This is a genomic window from Kitasatospora sp. NPDC058115 (genome assembly GCF_042884635.1).
Lineage (GTDB): Bacteria > Actinomycetota > Actinomycetes > Streptomycetales > Streptomycetaceae > Kitasatospora.
Genome location: NZ_JBHVTL010000032.1, coordinates 60,204 through 80,321 on the forward strand (window position 1 = coordinate 60,204; position 20,118 = coordinate 80,321).

At 74.1% G+C, this 20,118-nt stretch carries 19 protein-coding genes; 17 read left to right on the forward strand and 2 right to left on the reverse strand.

Annotation, left to right across the window (positions count from 1 at the left end):
• Window positions 1–2: 2 nt before the first annotated feature.
• The 17 genes from lepB (ACFVVL_RS29515) (at window position 3) to rlmN (ending at window position 18,103) form a co-directional block, all read left to right on the forward strand.
• Window positions 3–866, forward strand: a complete 864-nt coding sequence (lepB, locus tag ACFVVL_RS29515) for a signal peptidase I (RefSeq protein WP_380289922.1) — start codon at window positions 3–5, stop codon at window positions 864–866.
• A 166-nt stretch (window positions 867–1,032) separates the two neighbouring features.
• A complete protein-coding gene (lepB, locus tag ACFVVL_RS29520) occupies window positions 1,033–1,881 on the forward strand; it encodes a signal peptidase I (protein WP_380289920.1) in 849 nt (282 codons plus the stop codon).
• Between the two features lie 247 nt (window positions 1,882–2,128).
• Window positions 2,129–3,133: a signal peptidase I gene (lepB, locus tag ACFVVL_RS29525; RefSeq protein ID WP_380289918.1), complete on the forward strand. Its 1,005-nt coding sequence runs from the start codon at window positions 2,129–2,131 to the stop codon at window positions 3,131–3,133.
• 148 nt (window positions 3,134–3,281) lie between these two features.
• A complete protein-coding gene (gene lepB, locus ACFVVL_RS29530; RefSeq protein WP_387680562.1) occupies window positions 3,282–4,031 on the forward strand; it encodes a signal peptidase I in 750 nt (249 codons plus the stop codon).
• 118 nt (window positions 4,032–4,149) lie between these two features.
• Window positions 4,150–4,623, forward strand: a complete 474-nt coding sequence (locus tag ACFVVL_RS29535) for an NUDIX hydrolase (protein WP_387680565.1) — start codon at window positions 4,150–4,152, stop codon at window positions 4,621–4,623.
• A 55-nt stretch (window positions 4,624–4,678) separates the two neighbouring features.
• A complete protein-coding gene (locus tag ACFVVL_RS29540; RefSeq protein WP_030056781.1) occupies window positions 4,679–5,005 on the forward strand; it encodes a DUF2469 domain-containing protein in 327 nt (108 codons plus the stop codon).
• A gap of 312 nt (window positions 5,006–5,317) precedes the next feature.
• A complete protein-coding gene (locus ACFVVL_RS29545; protein ID WP_387680604.1) occupies window positions 5,318–5,725 on the forward strand; it encodes a YraN family protein in 408 nt (135 codons plus the stop codon).
• 1 nt (window position 5,726) lies between these two features.
• Entirely contained in the window at window positions 5,727–7,508 is a 1,782-nt protein-coding gene (locus ACFVVL_RS29550) for a YifB family Mg chelatase-like AAA ATPase (RefSeq protein WP_387680568.1), read from the forward strand.
• A complete protein-coding gene (gene dprA, locus ACFVVL_RS29555) occupies window positions 7,505–8,695 on the forward strand; it encodes a DNA-processing protein DprA (RefSeq protein WP_387680571.1) in 1,191 nt (396 codons plus the stop codon). The genes ACFVVL_RS29550 and dprA overlap by 4 nt, the downstream gene beginning before the upstream one ends.
• A gap of 359 nt (window positions 8,696–9,054) precedes the next feature.
• The gene (gene whiG, locus ACFVVL_RS29560; protein ID WP_380289906.1) at window positions 9,055–9,993 is read left to right on the forward strand and encodes an RNA polymerase sigma factor WhiG; all 939 of its coding nucleotides are present in this window, start codon (window positions 9,055–9,057) and stop codon (window positions 9,991–9,993) included.
• A gap of 161 nt (window positions 9,994–10,154) precedes the next feature.
• Complete coding sequence (locus ACFVVL_RS29565; RefSeq protein ID WP_380289946.1) at window positions 10,155–10,727, forward strand: TetR/AcrR family transcriptional regulator; 573 nt, start codon at window positions 10,155–10,157, stop codon at window positions 10,725–10,727.
• A 1,298-nt stretch (window positions 10,728–12,025) separates the two neighbouring features.
• On the forward strand, window positions 12,026–12,874 hold the full coding sequence (gene rpsB, locus ACFVVL_RS29570) for a 30S ribosomal protein S2 (RefSeq protein ID WP_380289904.1): 849 nt from the start codon (window positions 12,026–12,028) through the stop codon (window positions 12,872–12,874).
• 129 nt (window positions 12,875–13,003) lie between these two features.
• Window positions 13,004–13,843 carry a translation elongation factor Ts gene (tsf, locus tag ACFVVL_RS29575; RefSeq protein WP_380289902.1) on the forward strand — a complete coding sequence of 280 codons (840 nt, stop codon included), beginning with the start codon at window positions 13,004–13,006 and terminating at the stop codon, window positions 13,841–13,843.
• Between the two features lie 261 nt (window positions 13,844–14,104).
• Window positions 14,105–14,869: a UMP kinase gene (gene pyrH, locus ACFVVL_RS29580; RefSeq protein WP_380289900.1), complete on the forward strand. Its 765-nt coding sequence runs from the start codon at window positions 14,105–14,107 to the stop codon at window positions 14,867–14,869.
• 96 nt (window positions 14,870–14,965) lie between these two features.
• Window positions 14,966–15,523 carry a ribosome recycling factor gene (frr, locus tag ACFVVL_RS29585; RefSeq protein ID WP_350568693.1) on the forward strand — a complete coding sequence of 186 codons (558 nt, stop codon included), beginning with the start codon at window positions 14,966–14,968 and terminating at the stop codon, window positions 15,521–15,523.
• 260 nt (window positions 15,524–15,783) lie between these two features.
• The gene (locus ACFVVL_RS29590; RefSeq protein ID WP_387680578.1) at window positions 15,784–16,926 is read left to right on the forward strand and encodes a phosphatidate cytidylyltransferase; all 1,143 of its coding nucleotides are present in this window, start codon (window positions 15,784–15,786) and stop codon (window positions 16,924–16,926) included.
• Window positions 16,927–17,002: 76 nt separating this feature from the next.
• Window positions 17,003–18,103 carry a 23S rRNA (adenine(2503)-C(2))-methyltransferase RlmN gene (gene rlmN / locus ACFVVL_RS29595; protein WP_380289897.1) on the forward strand — a complete coding sequence of 367 codons (1,101 nt, stop codon included), beginning with the start codon at window positions 17,003–17,005 and terminating at the stop codon, window positions 18,101–18,103.
• Window positions 18,104–18,164: 61 nt separating this feature from the next.
• Here rlmN and ACFVVL_RS29600 read toward each other — a convergent pair whose 3' ends face one another.
• Complete coding sequence (locus ACFVVL_RS29600; protein ID WP_380289895.1) at window positions 18,165–19,316, reverse strand: hypothetical protein; 1,152 nt, start codon at window positions 19,314–19,316, stop codon at window positions 18,165–18,167.
• A gap of 10 nt (window positions 19,317–19,326) precedes the next feature.
• Window positions 19,327–20,082: an ABC transporter ATP-binding protein gene (locus tag ACFVVL_RS29605; protein ID WP_380289893.1), complete on the reverse strand. Its 756-nt coding sequence runs from the start codon at window positions 20,080–20,082 to the stop codon at window positions 19,327–19,329.
• Between the last annotated feature and the right edge of the window lie 36 nt (window positions 20,083–20,118).

A 20,118-nucleotide genomic window follows, 5' to 3' on the forward strand; every position in this document is an offset into this window, starting at 1 on the left:
CGATGAGCACGCACGAACCACCCGCGGACCGCGACGGCCGTCCCGCACCCACCGGTGCGGACTCGCCGACGCGGTCCGCGGTCGTTTCCGCGGAGGATTCCGCGTGCCCGCCGCCGGACGGCGCCGACGAGGCCGCCGACGGCAGCGCCGCCGACTCCGCGGGTGACCCCGCCGAGGACCTCGCGGGCGGGCGCTCGCGCTCGCGGGACCTGCTGCTGCTCGTCGGGATCTGCCTGCTCGCGCTGCTGCTGGTGAACGCCTTCGTGGCACGCCCGTTCTCGGTGCCCTCGGGGTCGATGGAGAACACCCTGCGCCCGGGCGACCGGCTGGTCGTCAACCAGCTGTCCTACGCCTTCGGCGGTCATCCGCAGCGCGGCGACGTGGTGGTGTTCGACGGTACGGGCTCCTTCCTGCGCAAGCCGCTGGAGCGCGACGGCCTCTGGACCTCGCTGCGTTCCTTCGGCCGCGACGTCGGGCTGGTCCCGGCCGGTGACTCGGTCTACGTGAAGCGGGTGATCGGTGTCGGCGGCGACCGGGTCACCAGCACCGGACCGGGCCGCCCGCTCACCGTCAACGGCGTGCCGGTCGACGAGTCCGGCTACCTCTTCCCCGGGGACGAGCCGTCCGCCGTGGCCTTCGACGTGGTGGTACCGGCCGGCAAGCTCTTCGTGATGGGTGACCACCGCAGCGCCTCCCGGGACTCCCGTGACCACCTCGGCGATCCCGGTGGCGGGTTCGTCCCCGAGTCCAAGGTCATCGGCCGGGCCGCCTGGGTCGTCTACCCGGTCGGGCACTGGGCCACCGTGGAGCGGCCGGCGGCCTTCGCCGGGACAGGGGGGACCGGTGGCCATGGGGACCAGAGGTAGGGGGCGGCTCGCCGACGGGCCGACCTCCGAGGCGCCGACCGCCGGCCCGGCGCCCGGATCCGGTCCCGATTCCGACCCCACTCCCGATCCCCCGGCCGGGGCGGGGGAGGCACCGGATCCCGCCTCCGGTCCCGCCGGCCCCGGTCCGGACTCCGCTCCCGGCCCCGTGGTGCGCGGGCGCGCCGAGCGTCGGCGCAGCGCCCGCCGGGCCGCCCGCCGCCGCAGGCGCTCGCGGCTGCGCGAGATACCGCTGGTCGTCGTGGTGGCGCTGGTCGTGGCGCTGGTGATGAAGACCTTCCTGGTGCAGGTCTTCGTGATCCCCTCCGGCTCGATGGAGCAGACCATCCAGGTCGGCGACCGGGTGCTGGTGGACAAGCTCACCCCCTGGTTCGGTGCCGAGCCGGAGCGCGGCGAGGTGGTGGTGTTCAAGGATCCGGGCGGCTGGCTGGAGAGCGCGCACGGGCCCTCGACGGACGGGCCGGTCCTGCGCGCGGCCAAGCAGGTGCTGACCTTCGTCGGGCTGCTGCCCTCCGACAGCGAGCAGGACCTCATCAAGCGGGTGATCGGGGTCGGCGGCGACACCGTCGAGTGCTGCGACGAGCAGGGCAGGGTCAGCCTCAACGGCAAGCCCTTGGACGAGCCCTATCTGGCGTCGGGCAATCCGCCGTCCCGGCAGCCGTTCAAGGTGAAGGTGCCGCAGGGGCGGCTCTGGGTGATGGGCGACCACCGGGACGTGTCCGCCGACTCCCGTTTCCACATGGGAAATCCGGGGCAGGGCACCATCCCGGTGAGCGGTGTGCTCGGACGGGCGTTCATGATCGCCTGGCCGCCGGGGCGGGTTCATCAACTTGAGGTGCCGGTTTCACTCTCCTCGGTGGCGCGTGCCCCGGCGGGCGGGGGAGCCGCGCCGGATTCGACGGACGGCGGGCCGGTTCCTGAGGAACCTCCGCTCGTTATGGGTGTGTTGGGCATCCTTCCGCTCATCGGGCGCCGGGTGGGACAGGCCCGGTCGTAGGCCCGGGCAGGCCGGTCGCCGGGCGGACCGCGCGTGTGGGACCGGGAGCCGGATGCCCGGGAGTGATAGAGAAGTGCTGGATGCGGCCGGCTCGGGTCGAGAGGTCGTGTCCGAAGGCTGTGCCGGTGTCAGGCGGACCCGTCCGGGGCCGGACCTGGCGGGCCCGGCCGGTGGTGGAACGTGGTGCCCGCTGTGCGGCACTGTGAGCGCGGACGCACGGGCGTCCGCACAGCAGGGAGGAGACGTTGTGGGGGATTTGGTGATCGGCGCCCGCTCAGGCGCCGGCGAGCCCGAGGGCTCCGGCGGCCGGGCGGCCCGGTCCACGGAGGCGGCGGCGTCCTCGGCCCCGGCCGAGGAGGCGGCGGCCCAGTCCGCGGACGGGCACGGCGACGGCACGGGTGACACCCCGCAGCCCCTCCCGGGAGACTCAGGGCCCACGGACGGTGCCGAGGAGCAGCCGCCGCGCAACGAGCGCAAGCCGCGTTCGTTCTGGAAGGAACTGCCGATCCTCATCGGCATCGCCCTCGTCCTGGCGTTGGTGATCAAGACCTTCTTCGTCCAGGCGTTCTCCATTCCGTCGGAATCGATGCAGAACACGCTGCAGGTCGGTGACCGGGTCCTGGTGGACAAGCTCACCCCGTGGTTCGGCTCCGAGCCCGAGCGCGGCGAGGTCGTGGTGTTCCACGACCCGGGCGGCTGGCTGGGCGACGAGCCGACCAAGCAGAGCAGCAACTCCTTCGTCCGGGGCGTCCAGGAGGTGCTGAGCTTCGTCGGCCTGATGCCCTCCGACAACGAGAAGGACCTCATCAAGCGGGTCATCGCGGTCGGCGGGGACACCGTCGAGTGCGAGGGCGAGGGCCCGGTGAAGGTCAACGGGATCGCGCTCGACGAGCCGTACGTCTACGCCGGCAACACCCCGTGCGGGACGAAGCCGTTCGGTCCGGTGAAGGTCCCCGACGGCCGGATCTGGGTGATGGGCGACCACCGCGCGGACTCGCTCGACTCGCGCTTCCACATGGACCAGCCGGGCGGCGGCACCGTTCCGGTGGACGACGTGATCGGGCGTGCCTTCGTGGTGGCCTGGCCGGTCAACCACTGGTCGACGCTGTCGGTGCCGGACACCTTCGACCAGAAGGGTCTGGCGGCGGCCGTGCCCGCAGTGCCGGCCGCGGCCGGTGCCGTGGGCGCCGTCGCCCTGCTCCCGCTGGTCCGCCGACTGCGGAACCGGCCGGACCGCGACGGGCGGTCCTGACACCGGCCGGGGGCTCCCGGGTCTTGCGCGGGCCGTGGTACCGACGAGTAATCTGCTCGGACGTGCCACGGCCCGCCGGGTTCTCCGCCCGTGGCGCCGGTGCGCCGCCGTGCGCGTTTCCGGGTCGGTCAGGGGTTGGACGGTGTCGATGAGCAGTGTCGTGGAACGACCGGCCGGCGGTCCTCCGGTCGCCCCCCGCCGCCGGCGCGGCCCCGGGGCCGTGGCCCAGGGGGTGCTGCTCGGTCTCGGGCTGGTCCTGCTGATCGGCGGCTTCGCGGTGATCGCCGCGATGTACCGGCCGTACAGCATCCCGACCGCTTCGATGGCCCCCACCCTCATGGCCGGGGACACCGTCCTGGCCCGGAAGACCGACGGCGCGGACGTCCGGCGGGGTGACGTGGTGGTCTTCCGCGACCAGCTCTGGGGCGGCCGGCTCATGGTCAAGCGCGTGGTCGCGGTCGGCGGCGACACCGTCGCGGTCGGCACCGGTGACGCGCGGCTGACCGTCAACGGCAAGCCGGTGGACGAGCCCTACCTCGCGGATCAGGGCGCCCAGGGCGCCGCCTTCAGCGTCGAGGTGCCGCAGGGCCGGCTGTTCCTGCTCGGCGACAACCGGCTCGGCTCGCTCGACTCCCGCGTCCACCTGGAGACCGACGGCGGGACCGTCCCGGCCACCGAGGTGGAGGCCCGGGTCGAGGCCACCGTGGTTCCGCTCGGCCGGACGGCCCTGCTGGCCGGCACCTCGGCGTTCGAGGCGGTCGACGGGCAGCGGCCGGCGGGCCCGGGACCGCTGGAGCCCGCGTTCTGGGCGAGCGTTGTAGGCGCGGCGACGATCCTCGTGACCTCGGCGGTGGGCGCAGTGGCGGGCCTGGCGCGCCGTCGCCGCCGCACGGCCTGACCCCGCCCGGCGCGGTCCGGGCCGGGACCGCTCTGCCGAACCTCGCCCCGGACGACCGCGCCGGGTGGCAGGATCGGGGGAGCGACCGGGGCGGACGAAGGGAGCGTGGAGGCTCGTCATGGCGGCACAGCGGCGCAGGGCTTCACGGATCCTGCTGCTCGACGGCCAGGACCGGCTGCTGCTCTTCCACGGCTCGGACCCGGCGGTCCCCGGCGTGACCTGGTGGTTCACCCCCGGCGGGGGCTTGGAGCCGGGCGAGGACACCCGGGACGCCGCCGAGCGCGAGCTGCGGGAGGAGACCGGCTTGCGCGGCGTGGAGCTGGGACCGGTGGTGGCGTACGGCAAGGCTTCGTTCTCCTATCGGGGGCGGCGCTACCAGCAGGAACAGTGGTTCCACCTGGCCCGCACGGCCGAGACCGTGCTGGACCACTCGGGCATGGGCGAGGACGAACACGCCCAGCTGCTCGCGGCGCGCTGGTGGACGGTCGGGGAATTGCGGGCCACCGCCGAGACGGTCTATCCGGCCGGGCTGGTGGACTTTCTGGAGCGGCTGTTGACCGAGGGGCCGCCGGCCGCTCCGGTGAGGCTCTGAGGGTGAGTGCTGTGGTCCACAATGGGTGGACGTGACAAGTTGAGGGGACGCCTGGATGAGTGCCGAAGATCTCGAGAAGTACGAGACCGAGATGGAGCTCAAGCTCTACCGGGAGTACCGGGACGTCGTCGGCCTGTTCAAGTACGTGATCGAGACCGAGCGACGGTTCTACCTCACCAATGACTACGAGCTGCAGGTGCACTCGGTGCAGGGCGAGGTGTTCTTCGAGGTGTCGATGGCGGATGCGTGGGTCTGGGACATGTACCGGCCGGCCCGGTTCGTCCGCAAGGTCCGGGTGCTGACCTTCAAGGACGTGAACATCGAGGAACTCGCGAAGAGCGACCTGGAGCTGCCCTCGGACGAGTCCGGCTTCGGGAACTGACGGTGGACCGCCCGGCCCCCGGATGTCCAGGGGAATTCCGGGTATTCCGGGATAATCACTCCCGAGGGTGACAGGAGTTATCCACAGGCCCGAGTTGTCCACAGGTAAAAAGAACTCTCTGGTCCGTACCCGGACCGCACGGCAACCTCCCCGGCGGAGGTGGTCACCGTGCAGGAGATCGAGCGCGCCACGCGCAAGCAGACCGCGAAGGCCCGGCAGGCCGGGCAGCCGCGCCGGAGGACGACGCGGGCCCCGGAGGGCGGCCCGCCGCCGCCGGCCGCGCCGGGAACGGAGCGGGCGACCAACACCGGCCTGGGCCGCTACGGCGAGCAGGTCGCGGCCCGCCGCCTCGCCGAGGACGGGCTGCGCATCCTCGACCGCAACTGGCGCTGCGTCGAGGGCGAGCTGGACATCGTCGCGCTCGACGGCGACACCGTCGCGGTCTGCGAGGTCAAGACCCGCTCCGAGCGGAGCTTCCAGCAGCCCAGCGAGGCCATCGGCCCGAGCAAGGCGGACCGGCTGCGCCGTCTGGCCGAACGCTGGATGGCCGAGCGCTGGCCCGGTCACTTCGCCCGGCTGGCCGGCGCCGAGTACCGGCCCGCCGGCACCGACCCGCCGTGGGCGCCGGTACCGCCCGGCGGCGTCCGGATCGACCTGGTCGCCGTCATCAACCGGACCCGTGGCGCCGCCTCCGTCGACCACCTGCGGGGGGTGGTCTGAGATGGCCTTCGCCCGGACGTGCTCCGTGGCCCTGGTCGGCGTGGACGGGGTGATCGTCGAGGTCCAGGCCGACCTGGAGCCCGGGGTGGCGGCGTTCACCCTGGTCGGCCTGCCCGACAAGGCGCTCTCCGAGGCCCGTGACCGGGTGCGCGCGGCGGTCGTCAACAGCGGCGAGGCCTGGCCGCAGCGGAAGCTGACCGTCGGGCTGAGCCCGGCCTCGGTGCCCAAGAGCGGCAGCGGCTTCGACCTCGCGGTGGCCTGCGCCGTGCTGGCCGCCGCCGAACGGCTCGACCCGGGCGCGATCGCCGACCTGCTGCTCATCGGCGAGCTCGGGCTGGACGGGCGGGTGCGCCCGGTGCGCGGGGTGCTGCCGTCGGTGCTGGCCGCCGCCGACGCCGGCTACCGGCGCGTCGTGGTCGCCGAACAGACCGCCGCCGAGGCCGAGCTGGTCCCCGGGGTGACCGTGGTCGGGGTGCGCAGCCTGCGCCAGCTGGTGGCCGTCCTGACCGGCGCCCCCGAACCGGAGGAGCCCGCCGACCGCACCGTCGGGCACCCCGACCCGCTGATGGCGGGCCTGATGCTCCCCAGCGCGGGGGTGCGCGGCCTGCCCGACGAGGCGGCCGCCCGGATGGACCTCGCCGACGTCGCCGGCCAGTACGAGGCCCGCCGGGCGCTGGAGATCGCCGCCGCCGGCGGTCACCACCTCTACCTCAAGGGGCCGCCCGGCGCGGGCAAGACCATGCTGGCGGAGCGGCTGCCGGCGCTGCTCCCGCCGCTCACCCAGAAGGAGGCCCTGGAGGTCACCGCGGTCCACTCGGTGGCGGGGCTGCTCCCGGCCGGGCGGCCGCTGGTCGACCGCGCGCCCTACTGCGCCCCGCACCACTCGACCACCATGCCGGCGATCGTCGGCGGCGGCAGCGGGCTGCCGAGACCGGGTGCGGTCTCGCTGGCCCACCGGGGCGTCCTGTTCCTCGACGAGGCGCCGGAGTTCCCCGTCCGGGTGCTGGACGCGCTGCGCCAACCGCTCGAATCGGGCGAGGTGGTGATCGCCCGGTCGGCCGGATCGATGCGGCTGCCGGCCAGGTTCCTGCTCTGCCTGGCCGCCAACCCCTGCCCGTGCGGGCGCCACTCACGGCGGGGCGAGGGCTGCGAGTGCACGCCCGCGATGGTCAGCCGGTACCAGGGGCGGCTGTCCGGACCGCTGCTCGACCGGGTCGACCTCCAGGTCCAGGTGGCCCCGGTGACCAGGGCCGAGCTGATGCAGCGCGACACCTCGGCGGAGACCACCGAGGTCGTCGCGGCCCGGGTGCTGGCGGCCCGCGAGCGCGCGGCGGCCCGGCTGGCCGGCACGCCGTGGCGGACCAACGCCGAGGTCCCCGGCCACGAACTGCGCACCCGCTGGCAGCTGGCGCCGGGGGCGCTGAACGACGCCGCGCGCCAGCTGGAGCGGGGCCTGCTGACCGCCCGCGGCCTGGACCGGGTGCTGCGGGTCGCCTGGACGGTCGCCGACCTGGCCGGCCGGGACCGTCCGGAACAGCGCGACCTCCGGACCGCCCTCGTGCTGCGCACCGGGGTCGAACAGGGCCTTCCGCTGACGGAGCGCTTCCTCGGCCGGCCGGATCCGGCCCCGGACCGGACGGGCGGCCGAACCGGAGACACCCCTGGTGCGGACACCCACGACGGAACCGGCGACAAGGCCGAGCGCCGACCGCCCCGCCCCCGTGCCCGCTCCGCGCGCCGCACCGCCGATCCGCGACCCGAGCCCGAGGAGGCCGGCCCGTGAACCCCACCACGAACGACCCCGGTCACGGCCCGTCCGCCGGACCCGCGCTCCGGCCGCGGCCCGCACCCGAGCCCGAGCGCCTCGCCCGCGCGGCGCTCAGCCGGCTCGGCGAACCCGGGGACGCCGCGCTCGGCCGCTGGCTCGCCCACACCGACGCCCTCGACGTCGTCCGGGCCATCCAGGACGGCGCAGCACCCGGCCGGCCGGGTCCGGACGGCTCCCGGCTGGCGGCCTACCGGGCCCGGCTGCCCGGCCTCGACCCGGTCGCCGACCTGGAACGGGTGCGGGCGGCCGGCGGACGCTTCATCATTCCGGGCGACAGCGAGTGGCCGAGCCAGCTGGACGACCTCGGCGAGAGCAGACCCACCGGCCTCTGGGTGGTCGGCACCGGCTCGCTCCGCCTGCTCGCGCTGCGGTCGGTGGCGATGGTGGGCGCCCGGGCCTGCACGGCGTACGGCGCGCACGTCGCCGGGGACCTCGCCGCCCAGCTCGCCGAACGCGGCTGGGTGGTCGTCTCCGGCGGGGCCTACGGCATCGACGCGGCCGCCCACCGGGGCGCCCTGGCGGTCGGCGGGCCGACCGTCGGCGTCCTCGCCTGCGGAGTGGACGTGGCCTACCCGAGGGGCAACACCGGGCTGATCCGCCGGATGGCCGAGCAGGGGCTGCTGCTGAGCGAACTCCCGCCGGGGGAGCACCCGACCAGGTTCCGGTTCGTGCTGCGCAACCGGGTGATCGCGGCGCTGACCCGCGGCACCGTGGTGGTCGAGGCGGCGCTGCGCAGCGGGGCGCTCAGCACCGCCAGGCGCGCCCGCGACCTCAACCGGCACACCATGGGCGTGCCGGGCCCGGTGACCTCGGAGCTGTCCGCCGGGGTGCACGCCCTGATTCGCAGCGGCGCCGCCACCGTGGTCACCGACGCCGCCGAGGTGGTCGAGCTGATCGGCGCGATCGGCGACGACCTCGCGCCGCAGCGCGGCGGACCGGTCCTGCCGAGGGACCTCCTGGAGCCGGCGGCGGCCCGGGTCCTGGAAGCGGTGCCCGCCGACCCGGACGGCGCGCCGGTGGAGCGGCTGGCCCGGCAGTCCGGGCTCCCGCCGGACGAGGTGCTCCAGCGGCTCTACGAGCTGGGCTCGCTCGGCCACGTCGAGCGGCACGGCGCGCACTGGCGCCTGGTGCGGAGGAGGTGACGGCGGGTCCGGGCGGGCGCGGCGCGGGCACGGCCGGACGGACCACTGCGGGACGACCACACGGACGAGTGCGAGAAGGGAGGGGGATTGACGGACCGGCCCGGCCCGGCGGGGCCCGGCCTCCGGTTCGTCGATCCCCGGTACCCCGGGGTGGTGACACGAACGCCACCGGATCGGGGGACGACCGAGTGGCGGTAGCACTGCGCAGCGAGTTGGTCACGCTACGCTCGCCATGCCTTCCCTATCAGCACATGACTCGGCAGAACGGCGCAGACCAACGTATGCCCACACACATTCCCGGACACCGAGTGACCGGTGGCGCCCGGTCCTCGGGAGGGCCGCGTACCGAGCGGCGCACCGTGACCGAGTTCCCCTCCAAGGCCACGGGCGGGATGGGGGCCCTCGCACGGCAGGGCGGTCGCCCGGCGCACCCCGGGGCGCACGACGACCGTCCGGACGCGCCCGGCGCTTCCGCCGACCCGGCCGCCCTCGCGTCGACCGAGGCGCCGGCCGCCCGCCGGGAGGCGGGCGGGCGCGAGCGCACGGCGCTCGAAGAGCTTTGGCGCGCCTACAAGGAGACGGCCGACCAGCGGCTGCGGGAGCAGCTGATCCTGCACTACTCACCGCTCGTCAAGTACGTGGCCGGCCGGGTCGGGGTCGGCCTGCCCTCCAACGTCGAGCAGGCCGACTTCGTCTCCTCGGGCGTCTTCGGGCTGATCGACGCGATCGAGAAGTTCGACATCGAACGCGCCATCAAGTTCGAGACCTACGCCATCAGCCGGATCCGCGGCGCGATCATCGACGAGCTGCGGGCGCTGGACTGGATCCCGCGCTCGGTGCGGCAGAAGGCGAAGGCGGTCGAGCGGACGTACGCGACGCTGGAGGCCCGGCTGCGGCGGACGCCGAGCGAGCCCGAGGTGGCGGCCGAGATGGGCATCGCCATCGAGGACCTGCACGCCATCTTCAGCCAGCTCTCGCTCGCCAACGTGGTGGCGCTCGACGAACTGCTGCACCCCGTCGGCGAGGGCGGCGACCGGCTCAGCCTGATGGACACCCTGGAGGACCACGGTGCCGACAACCCGGTGGAGGTGGCCGAGGACCGCGAGCTGCGGCGGCTGCTGGCGCAGGCCGTGAACACGCTCCCCGAACGGGAGAAGACCGTGGTGACCCTCTACTACTACGAGGGCCTGACCCTCGCCGAGATCGGCCAGGTGCTCGGGGTGACGGAGAGCCGGGTCAGCCAGATCCACACCAAGTCGGTGCTCCAGCTGCGCGCCAAGCTGTCGGACATCCGCTAGCGGGCGGCGCGGTCGCCCGCCGCAGGGTGCGCCGCGCACGCCCGTTCCACGCCCTGCGCCCCGGTACGCATCCCTCCGCATCGCACGGACGCGCGGCACCGTACCGGCGGGATGTAGGGCTCCGTACAGTGGAGTGCGTGCCGAAGATCCGAGCAGCCAGTGTGGCCGAGCACCGTCAGATGCAGCGGGCAGCCCTCCTCGACGCTGCCCGCAGTCTCCTCACCGAGGGAGGCATGGAAGCCCTGACCTTCCCCGCGCTCGCGGCGCGCACGGGGCTGGCGCGGTCCTCGGTGTACGAGTACTTCCGTTCGCGGGCAGCCGTGGTCGAGGCGCTCTGCGAGAGCGACTTCCCGCTCTGGGCCGCCGAGATCGAGGCCGGGATGGCGAGCCGGGACACCGCCGCCGAGCGGATCGAGGCCTACGTCCGGGGCCAGCTCGCGCTGGCGGCCGACCCGCGCCACCGGGCGGTCGCCGCGATCTCCGCGCTGGAGCTGGACGACGCGGCCCGTGAGCGCATCCGGGCGGCGCACGGGACCCTGGTGGGGCTGGTGGTCCAGGCCCTGGAGGACCTCGGCCACGAACAGCCCCGGCTGGCCGCCGCGCTGCTGCAGGGCATCGTCGAGGCGGCCGTGCGCCAGTCGGAGCAGCGGGCGGCCGGGGGCCGGGGGGAGAGCCCCGAGGTGATCGCGGACGCCGCCGTCGCCCTCGCCCTGCATGGTCTCGGCCCGAGCTGATCGGCCGCGCGCGGTCCCGGGGGAGTGGGTCCGCGAGCGGAAGCAGCCGCGCCCGGCCGGTGCCGAACAGGGCCAGCGGATCGAGGTAGTGTCGTCCGCGCAGCAGCCCCCAGTGCAGGCAGGCACCGCCGGAGCAGTGGCCGGCCCCGTCGGCGAGCCGCCCGATCACCTGGCCCGCGGCCACGGCGGTGCCCACCGGGACGCTGCCGGCCACCGGGAGATACGTGGTCCGCAGCGGCGAGGCGGCGGAAGCCGGAGAAGCCCCGGAAGCCGCAGAGGCAGCAGAAGGCGGGGGCACCCCCGCCGTCGTGAGGGTGACCGTGACCACCGGCCGCCCCGCCACCGGCCCGGCGAACGTCACCACCCCGGGAGCCGCCGCCCGGACCTCCGCGCCGGGAGCGGCGGCCAGGTCGACGCCCCGGTGCCCCGCACCCCACGGCCGCGCCGGCGCCTCGAAGCGGCGGACCACGGCGGATGGCCCGCCGCCCGGCCCGTCCACCGGCCACGCCCGCCCACCGCTGCCACCCTCGCCCGCCGCCGCGCGCCCAGCCGCCCCGGCCCACCCCGCGGGCAGCAGCACCCCTGTCACCACCCCCAACACCACCCCCAGAACCCCCAGCACGATCACCGGCACCCGCCGGCCGCACCGCGGCGCCCCGGCCGCCGCGCCGCCCCACGCCCCGCCCGCCGCACCGTCCCCCGGCCGGGCCGTCGTACCGCCCGCCGTACCGTCCGAAGCACCCGGCCCCGCAGGGCCGGCCGGAACCCGAGCAGCAGCAGTCATGCCGCCGAGGCTCCCCGGCCCGCGCGGGCCCGGCCACCCCCGCCCCGGAACCTGTGGACAACCGGCCCCTGTGGATGACGGACGTCCCTCCAACGGGTGTACTCCGCAGGGTTCACGGGGGCCCGGCGGCGCCGTCCGGGCGCTCCGGACCAGGCGCGTCCCCGGCCGCCCGCCCCGTGCGGAGTCGCCCCGCGCTCGGCGCTTCCCGTACACTTCACACGCGACCCGGTCCGCCGGGTCGACTTCGCACGCCCCGCCACCGGTGGACGCAAGCGGCTCCGCCGCCGCCCCCGCCAGGTGCGAGTGCCGCTCGGTCCGCCGAGCCCGGCCGGTCCCCGGACCGCCGGGTGGAAGCGGCTCGGCACGTTCGGGGCGTCAGGCGTGGCTGTCACCTGGCCGCCACGGACAAACCGAGCCTGACCCGGCCGTTCGCACGTGCCGAGCGGGGAGCGCCACCGTGCGCCGACCCCGACGCGTGCGCCGGAGCCGGGCGTAACACCTGAGGAGCACGGCCATGGCCGTCGTCACGATGCGGGAGCTGCTGGAGAGCGGCGTCCACTTCGGTCACCAGACCCGCCGCTGGAACCCGAAGATGAAGCGCTTCATCATCACCGAGCGCAACGGCATCTACATCATCGACCTCCTGCAGTCGCTGAACTACATCGACCGCGCCTTCGAGTTCATCAAGGAGACCGTTGCCCACGGCGGCAGCGTCCTCTTCGTCGGCACGAAGAAGCAGGCCCAGGAGGCCATCGCCGAGCAGGCCACCCGCGTGGGCATGCCCTACGTGAACCAGCGCTGGCTCGGCGGCATGCTGACCAACTTCTCGACCGTCTACAAGCGCCTGCAGCGCCTCAAGGAGCTCGGCGAGCTGGACTTCTCGGACGTGGCCGGCTCCGGCCTCACCAAGAAGGAGCTCCTGGTCCTCCAGCGCGAGCACGACAAGCTGGAGAAGACCCTCGGCGGTATCCGCGACATGCAGCGCGTTCCCAGCGCCGTCTGGATCGTGGACACCAAGAAGGAGCACATCGCGGTCGGCGAGGCCCGGAAGCTCAACATCCCGGTCGTCGCCATCCTCGACACCAACTGCGACCCCGACGAGGTCGACTACAAGATCCCGGGCAACGACGACGCGATCCGCTCCGTCACCCTGCTGACCCGTGTGATCGCCGACGCCGTCGCCGAGGGCCTCAAGGCCCGCGCGGGTGTCGCCAAGGGCGACGTCAAGGCCGAGCCGGGCGCCGACCAGCCGCTCGCCGACTGGGAGAAGGACCTCCTGGAGGGTGAGAAGAAGGCCGAGGAGGCCCCCGCCGCCGCCGAGGCGCCCGCCGCCGAGGCCGAGGCTCCGGCCGAGCAGGCCTGACGTACCAAGGGTGAGGGGCACCCGCCGGTACGACACCGGTCGGTGCCCCTCTCTCCCGTGCCTGGGCCGAACCACCGGCCCCGGTGCTACCCCACGCAGACACGCGAGACGCGAGAAGAGATTCACACCATGGCGAACTTCACCGCCGCGGACGTCAAGAAGCTCCGTGAGCTCACCGGCGCCGGCATGATGGACTGCAAGAAGGCCCTGGACGAGGCCGAGGGCAACGTCGAGAAGGCCGTCGAGATCCTTCGCATCAAGGGCCAGAAGGGCGTTGCCAAGCGCGAGGGCCGCGACGCCTCCAACGGTGCCGTCGCCGCGCTCATCGCCGAGGACAAGAAGTCCGGCGTCCTGGTCGAGCTGAACTGCGAGACCGACTTCGTCGCCAAGGGTGACAACTTCGTCCAGGTCGCCGACGCGATCGCCGCCCACGTCGCCGCCACCGCCCCGGCCGACCTGGACGCCGCCCTCGCCTCCGAGATCGAGGCCGGCAAGACCGTCCAGCAGTTCGTCGACGAGGCCAACGCGACCCTGGGCGAGAAGATCGTCTTCCGCCGCTTCGCGCAGTTCGACGGCGACGGCTTCGTCGCGGTCTACCTGCACAAGACCAGCCCCGACCTGCCGCCGGCCGTCGGTGTCCTGGTCGAGCTGGACAAGGAGAACGCCGAGGTCGCCAAGGACGTCGCGCAGCACATCGCCGCCTTCGCGCCGAAGTTCCTGTCCCGCGAGGACATCCCGGCCGAGGACCTGGAGAACGAGCGCCGCGTCGCCGAGGCCACCGCTCGCGAGGAGGGCAAGCCGGAGGCCGCCCTGCCGAAGATCGTCGAGGGCCGCGTCACCGGCTTCGTGAAGGAGAACTCCGTCCTGGAGCAGGCCTTCGCGAAGGACACCAAGAAGACCGTCGCCAAGGTCCTCGAGGAGAACGGCGTCGCCCTCAAGCGCTTCGCCCGCTTCCGCGTCGGCGCCTGAGCCACGTTCCACCCGGGCTTCCGGCCGTAGGCTGGAAACCGCCCCCGCCCGCTGACCAGGGCGGTGGGGAACGCGCCGTACGGGCTCACCCAGCGCCATCCGTCCATGGGCGAGCCGCGTCGGCAGCATGAACGACGAGGAGGCCATTGCCGTGCAGGACACCGAACCGGTTCCCGCGGCAGTGGCCTCCTCGCGTGTACGCGCAGGCCGGTCATCCGCACGTCCGCGCCTGTGAACCAGTAGGTGTAGAAGGAGAAGTCCATGCAGGAGACGCAGGAGACCGCGCAGGACACCCACGGCGGCACGCGCCGCCGGGTTCTGCTGAAGCTGTCCGGTGAGGCCTTCGCCGGCGGCGGCGGGCTCGGCGTCGATCCGGACGTCGTGCACGCGATCGCCCGCGAGATCGCCACGGTCGTCCGCGCGGGCACCGAGGTCGCCGTGGTGATCGGCGGCGGGAACTTCTTCCGCGGCGCCGAGCTCCAGGTCCGCGGCATGGACCGGGCCCGCTCGGACTACATGGGCATGCTCGGCACGGTGATGAACTGCCTCGCGCTCCAGGACTTCCTGGTGAAGGAGGGCATCGAGACCCGGGTCCAGACCGCCATCACGATGGGCCAGGTCGCCGAGCCGTACCTGCCGCTGCGCGCCGTGCGGCACCTGGAGAAGGGCCGTGTGGTGATCTTCGGCGCCGGTATGGGCATGCCGTACTTCTCCACCGACACCACGGCCGTGCAGCGCGCCCTGGAGATCCACGCCGACATCCTGCTGATGGGCAAGAACGGGGTGGACGGCGTCTACGACGCGGACCCCCGGACCAACCCGGACGCGGTCAAGTTCGACGCGCTGGAGTACTCCGAGGTCATCGCACGTGATCTCAAGGTCGCCGACCTCACCGCGATCACGCTCTGCAAGGACAACAACCTGCCGATGCTGGTCTTCGAGCTGCTCGCGGAGGGCAATATCGCGCGGGCGGTGAAGAGTGAGAAGATCGGCACACTCATCAGCCAGGATTCTGTCCGGGCCTGAGCAGCAACCAGCCGCACCGGACGGCGCCGCCGCCGCGAGGCCCCGCCGCCGACTCCGGTCGGGACAACAGCAGATGAACCGGACAGGGAGATCACAGTGATCGAAGAGACCCTCCTCGACGCCGAGGAGAAGATGGAGAAGGCCGTCGCCCACGCCAAGGACGACTTCGCCGCCATCCGCACCGGCCGCGCGCACCCGGCGATGTTCGCCAAGATCGTCGCGGAGTACTACGGCGCCGTGACGCCGATCAACCAGCTGGCGTCCTTCTCCGTCCCGGAGCCCCGGATGGCGGTCGTCTCGCCGTTCGACAAGACCGCGCTGAAGGCCATCGAGCAGGCGATCCGTGACTCCGACCTGGGCGTCAACCCGTCGAACGACGGTTCCATCATCCGGGTCGTGCTCCCCGAGCTGACCGAGGAGCGCCGCCGCGAGTTCATCAAGATCGCCCGGGGCAAGGGCGAGGACGCCAAGGTCTCGATCCGCGCCGTGCGCCGCAAGGCCAAGGACGCGATCGACAAGCTGGTGAAGGACGGCGAGGTCGGCGAGGACGACGGCCGCCGCGCCGAGAAGGAGCTCGACGACACCACGGCCAAGTACGTGGCCTCCGTCGACGAGCTGCTGAAGCACAAGGAAGCCGAGCTGCTCGAGGTCTGATGAACGACGCCCCTGACGCCCCTGGCTACTGGGGCCCGTCCGACCAGCAGTACCAGCCGTTCCAGCCGTACCGGCCGCACCAGCCTGCGCAGGCACCAGCCGCACCTGCGCAGGCTCGCGGCATACCCGGGCACCCGGCGCAGCAGGCCGGCCCGCCCGGGCCGTACGGTCCGTACGGCACGAACGACCCCGGCCACCGAACGGGTCACTCCCAGCAGCCTCCGGTGTACTGGGACCCGGACGCGGAGGAGACTCAGGTCATGCCTCCCGTACCGGCCGACCCGGGCCCGCAGCCCGTGCCCCCGCCCGGGGCCGACCCCGCCGAGGGGCCGGCCCGGGAGTCCGGCCGGCTGAGCGGACCGCTGTTCCGCGACGAGCAGCCCGGGACGCCGGAGCCGGGTGCGTCGGAGACGGTCGTGCTGCGCGCGATCGCCGACGACACCCCGCCCCCCGCCCCCGCGGGCGGGCCGCACCCCGGCCCGCCGGGCGGACCGGCGGCGGGGCAGCCCTTCCTCGTGCCGTCGTCCCACCCAGGGCAGGAGACACCCGTGGCCCAGGCCGATCCGCAGCCTCAGCCGCCGCAGCGCAAACAGCGCGGCGGCCGCAACCTCCAGGCCGCGATAGGCGTGGGCGTCGGCCTCGGCGCGGTGATCGTCGCCTCGCTGTTCGTCGTCAAGGCCCTGTTCCTGGTCGTGGTGATCGCGGCGGTGTCGGTCGGCGTCTGGGAGCTGACCAGCCGGCTGGCCGAGCGCAAGGAGATCAAGGCGCCGCTGGTCCCGCTGGTCGCGGGCGGCATCGCGATGGTCGCCACCGGCTACTGGTCGGGGATCCAGTGGGCGGCGGCCTCGCTCGCGCTCACCGGGCTCGCGGTGATGGTCTGGCGGATGACCGAGCCGCCCGAGAACTACCTGCGGGACATAACGGCGGGCATCTTCACCGCCTTCTACGTCCCGTTCCTCGCCACCTTCGTGGCGATGATGCTGGCGGCCGACGACGGCCCGCAGCGGATCGTGCTCTTCCTCATCGTCACGGTGTGCAGCGACACCGGGGCCTACGCGGTGGGCTACAAGTTCGGCCGCACCAAGCTGGCGCCGACGATCAGCCCGGGCAAGACCCGCGAGGGCCTGGCCGGCGGCATCGGCCTGTCGATGCTGGCGGGCGCGCTGCTGATGGAGCTGATCATCGACGGCGGCAGCTGGTGGCAGGGCCTGATCCTGGGCGGCTGCGCGGCGGTCACCGCGACCCTGGGCGACCTCGGTGAGTCGATGATCAAGCGCGACCTCGGCATCAAGGACATGGGCACGCTGCTGCCCGGCCACGGCGGCATCATGGACCGGCTGGACTCGCTGCTGCCGACCGCCCCGGTGGTCTGGCTGCTGCTGGCGGCCTTCGTCGGCAGCTGAGCCGCAGCCCTCGCGCACAGGGGCCCCGGACGCACGGCGTCCGGGGCCCCCGCGCGTCTGCGACACTGGAACAACCATGCCTAAGCCCGGAGAACTCACCTTTGTCGCGCCGCGCGGCGCCAAGCCCCCGCGACACCTCGCCGACCTGAGCCCCGCCGAGCGCAAGGAGGCCGTCGCCGAGCTGGGCGAGCAGCCGTTCCGCGCCAAGCAGCTCTCCAACCACTACTTCGGCCGGATGTCGGACGACCCGGCGAGCTGGACGGACATCCCCGCCGCCAGCCGGGAGAAGCTCACCGGCAGTCTGCTGCCCGAGCTGATGTCGGTGGTGCGGCACGTGTCCTGCGACGACGACACCACCCGCAAGACGCTCTGGAAGCTGTTCGACGGCACGCTCGTCGAGTCGGTGCTGATGCGCTACCCGGACCGGGTCACCATGTGCATCAGCTCGCAGGCCGGCTGCGGCATGAACTGCCCGTTCTGCGCCACCGGCCAGGCGGGGCTGACGCGCAACCTGTCCACCGGCGAGATCGTCGAGCAGATCGCCGCCGGGATGCGCGCGCTCAAGGCCGGCGAGATCCCGGGCGGCGAGGCGCGTCTGTCCAACGTGGTCTTCATGGGCATGGGCGAACCGCTGGCGAACTACAACCGGGTGCTGGCCGCGATCCGCCGGCTGACCGACCCGGCGCCGGACGGCTTCGGCCTCTCCCAGCGCGGCATCACCGTCTCCACCGTCGGCCTGGTCCCGGCGATGAACCGGTTGGCGGACGAGGGCCTCAGCTGCCGCCTGGCGCTGTCGCTGCACGCGCCGGACGACGAGCTGCGCGACGAGCTGGTGCCGGTCAACACCCGCTGGAAGGTCGCCGAGGTGCTGGACGCGGCGTGGAACTACGCCGAGAAGTCCGGCCGCCGGATCTCCATCGAGTACGCGCTGATCAAGGACATCAACGACCAGGCGTGGCGGGCGGACCTGCTCGGCCGGCTGATCAAGAACCACCGGGTGCACGTCAACCTGATCCCGCTGAACCCCACCCCGGGCTCCAAGTGGACCGCCTCCCGCCCCGAGGACGAGCGCGAGTTCGTCCGGCGCCTCCAGTCGCACGGTGTGCCGACCACGGTCCGCGACACCCGCGGCCAGGAGATCGACGGCGCCTGCGGCCAGCTCGCGGCGGCCGGCTGACCGGACGGCCGGACCGACGGACGGCCGGACCGACCGGCGCGCGGCTCTGGCCGCGCGCCGGTCAGCGCAGTCCGGCGGCCGCCAGGGCCGCGGTCGCCCCGCCGGTGACCAGCAGGACGGTCCCGGCCATCAGGGTCCGCAGCACCACGGCGCCGAACAGCAGCCGGGGCGCCGCGCCGAGCCTCAGCAGCGCCGCGGCGACGCCCCGGCGGGCGGTGCGCAGCTCGGCGAGCCGGACGGCCACCGCACCGGCCGTGCAGCCCAGGATTAGGCCGGCCTCGACGGCGGGCAGCACATCGGCGCTGCCGGGCTCGCCGAGCCAGTAGCGGACGGTGGTGAGCACCATGGCGAGCGCCAGGGTGAGCACGGCCAGCGGCGCCCCGAGCCGGCGGGCCTGCGCGGTCAGGCCGCGTCCGGCGAGCAGCCGCAGCGGGGTGGGCCGGCCGAGCGCCAGCAGCCGGCCGGCCAGGGCGAGCAGCGGGCCGGTGAGCAGGGCGAGGCCGAGCGCGGAGGCGGCCCAGCCGCCGAGTGCGGCGGTGCTGGTGGTGCCGAGCCCGGCAGGCAGGTGGATCGGGCGGCCGTCGGCCGCGGCGCCGGGGCGCAGCGCGATGAGTTCCAGGGCGAGGCCGAGGACGGCGAGGCCGATCGGCAGGGCGAGCCGCCACGGGCCGAAGCCGGTCGGTTCGGGCCGGGAGCGGCCGGGCAGCGTCTCGGCGTGCGGGACGGCGCCGGCCGCGGCGAGGCCCGCGGTGAGCGGCACGAGCGTCAGCAGGGCGACCGGTGCGGCGGCCGGCAGGGCCACGCCCATGCCGAGTTCGTCGGCGAGCGCGGGCCCGGCGATGTCGTTGCGCAGGACCAGGAAGAGCAGCAGGGTGAGGCCGGCGCCGGTGCCGCAGGCGAGCGCGACCTCGCCGGCGATCAGGGCGCGGATCCGGCCGGCCCCGGCCCCGGCGGTGGTGAGCCCGGTGATCCGTTCGGCCCGCCGGGCGGGCAGGGCGCGGGCGGCGACGGCGGCGAACCAGGCGACCGCGGCCAGCGGCGGCAGGCACCAGAGCAGCCGGACGAGCGCGTCGGGACCGGCGGCCGGGTCGCTCATCGCGCGGCCGAGGGCGCGCAGCAGGAAGCCGGCGACGACGGCGCCGGCGAGGGCGGTGAGCAGCCAGCGGCCGAGGTCGAGGGCCCGGTAGCCGCGGGCCAGGCGGAGGTAGAACACGGCGGCCCTCTCAGCGGCCGGCGGCCGGGACGGCGGTGACCCCGGTCGTGCCGGGGGCCGGGGCGACCCGCGGCACGGGCGTGACGGGGCCGGTCAGGCGTCCGTCGACGAGGGCGACGGCGCGGTCCGCGTACCGGACGAGCTCGCGGTCGTGGGTGGCCAGCACGAGGGTGAGCTGGTGGGAGCGGGCCGCGCTGGTCAGTATCCGCATGACCTGCTCGGCGGTCTCGTGGTGCAGCGGCGCGGTGGGGTCGTCGGCGAAGACGACCGGCGGGAGCGGGGCGAGGGCGCGGGCGACGGCGATCCGCTGGCGCTGGCCCTGCACCAGCCGGTCGGGCCGGACCTTGGCGAGGTCGCCGATGTCCAGGCGCTCCAGCCACTCGTCGGCGGCGGTGTGGGCGGCCTTGCCGCCGGCGCCGGCCAGCAGCAGCGGCAGGGCGACGTTCTCCCGGGCGGTCAGTTCGGGCACCAGGTGCGGTTCGGAGCCGACGAAGCCGAAGCGGTCGCGGCGCAGCCGTTCCCGTCCGGCCCGTCCGAGGGTGTGCACCGGGGCGCTGTTGAACCAGACCTCGCCCTCGTCGACGGGGAGCAGCGCGGAGAGGCAGCCGAGCAGGGTGCTCTTGCCGGAGCCGCGCGGGCCGGTGACGGCGAGGACCTCGCCCTCCCGGACCCCGAGCGAGACGCCGCGCAGCGCGGGGGTGCCGTGATGGGACTTGACGATCCCCCGGGCCCACAGCACGTCGTTGTCAGGAGGGGCCGCTGCCATGAGGTTCCGTCCTGGGGGCCGCAGGGATATGACAGT

What these genes read in the sequence shown, in the direction of transcription:
- lepB (WP_380289922.1), top strand. Translation starts at nt 3, where the DNA reads ATGAGCACGCACGAACCACCCGCGGACCGCGACGGCCGTCCCGCACCC.
- lepB (WP_387680562.1), top strand. Translation starts at nt 3,282, where the DNA reads ATGAGCAGTGTCGTGGAACGACCGGCCGGCGGTCCTCCGGTCGCCCCC.
- ACFVVL_RS29535 (WP_387680565.1), top strand. Translation starts at nt 4,150, where the DNA reads ATGGCGGCACAGCGGCGCAGGGCTTCACGGATCCTGCTGCTCGACGGC.
- ACFVVL_RS29540 (WP_030056781.1), top strand. Translation starts at nt 4,679, where the DNA reads ATGAGTGCCGAAGATCTCGAGAAGTACGAGACCGAGATGGAGCTCAAG.
- ACFVVL_RS29550 (WP_387680568.1), top strand. Translation starts at nt 5,727, where the DNA reads ATGGCCTTCGCCCGGACGTGCTCCGTGGCCCTGGTCGGCGTGGACGGG.
- rpsB (WP_380289904.1), top strand. Translation starts at nt 12,026, where the DNA reads ATGGCCGTCGTCACGATGCGGGAGCTGCTGGAGAGCGGCGTCCACTTC.
- tsf (WP_380289902.1), top strand. Translation starts at nt 13,004, where the DNA reads ATGGCGAACTTCACCGCCGCGGACGTCAAGAAGCTCCGTGAGCTCACC.
- pyrH (WP_380289900.1), top strand. Translation starts at nt 14,105, where the DNA reads ATGCAGGAGACGCAGGAGACCGCGCAGGACACCCACGGCGGCACGCGC.
- ACFVVL_RS29590 (WP_387680578.1), top strand. Translation starts at nt 15,784, where the DNA reads ATGCCTCCCGTACCGGCCGACCCGGGCCCGCAGCCCGTGCCCCCGCCC.
- rlmN (WP_380289897.1), top strand. Translation starts at nt 17,003, where the DNA reads ATGCCTAAGCCCGGAGAACTCACCTTTGTCGCGCCGCGCGGCGCCAAG.
- ACFVVL_RS29605 (WP_380289893.1), bottom strand. Translation starts at nt 20,082, where the DNA reads ATGGCAGCGGCCCCTCCTGACAACGACGTGCTGTGGGCCCGGGGGATC.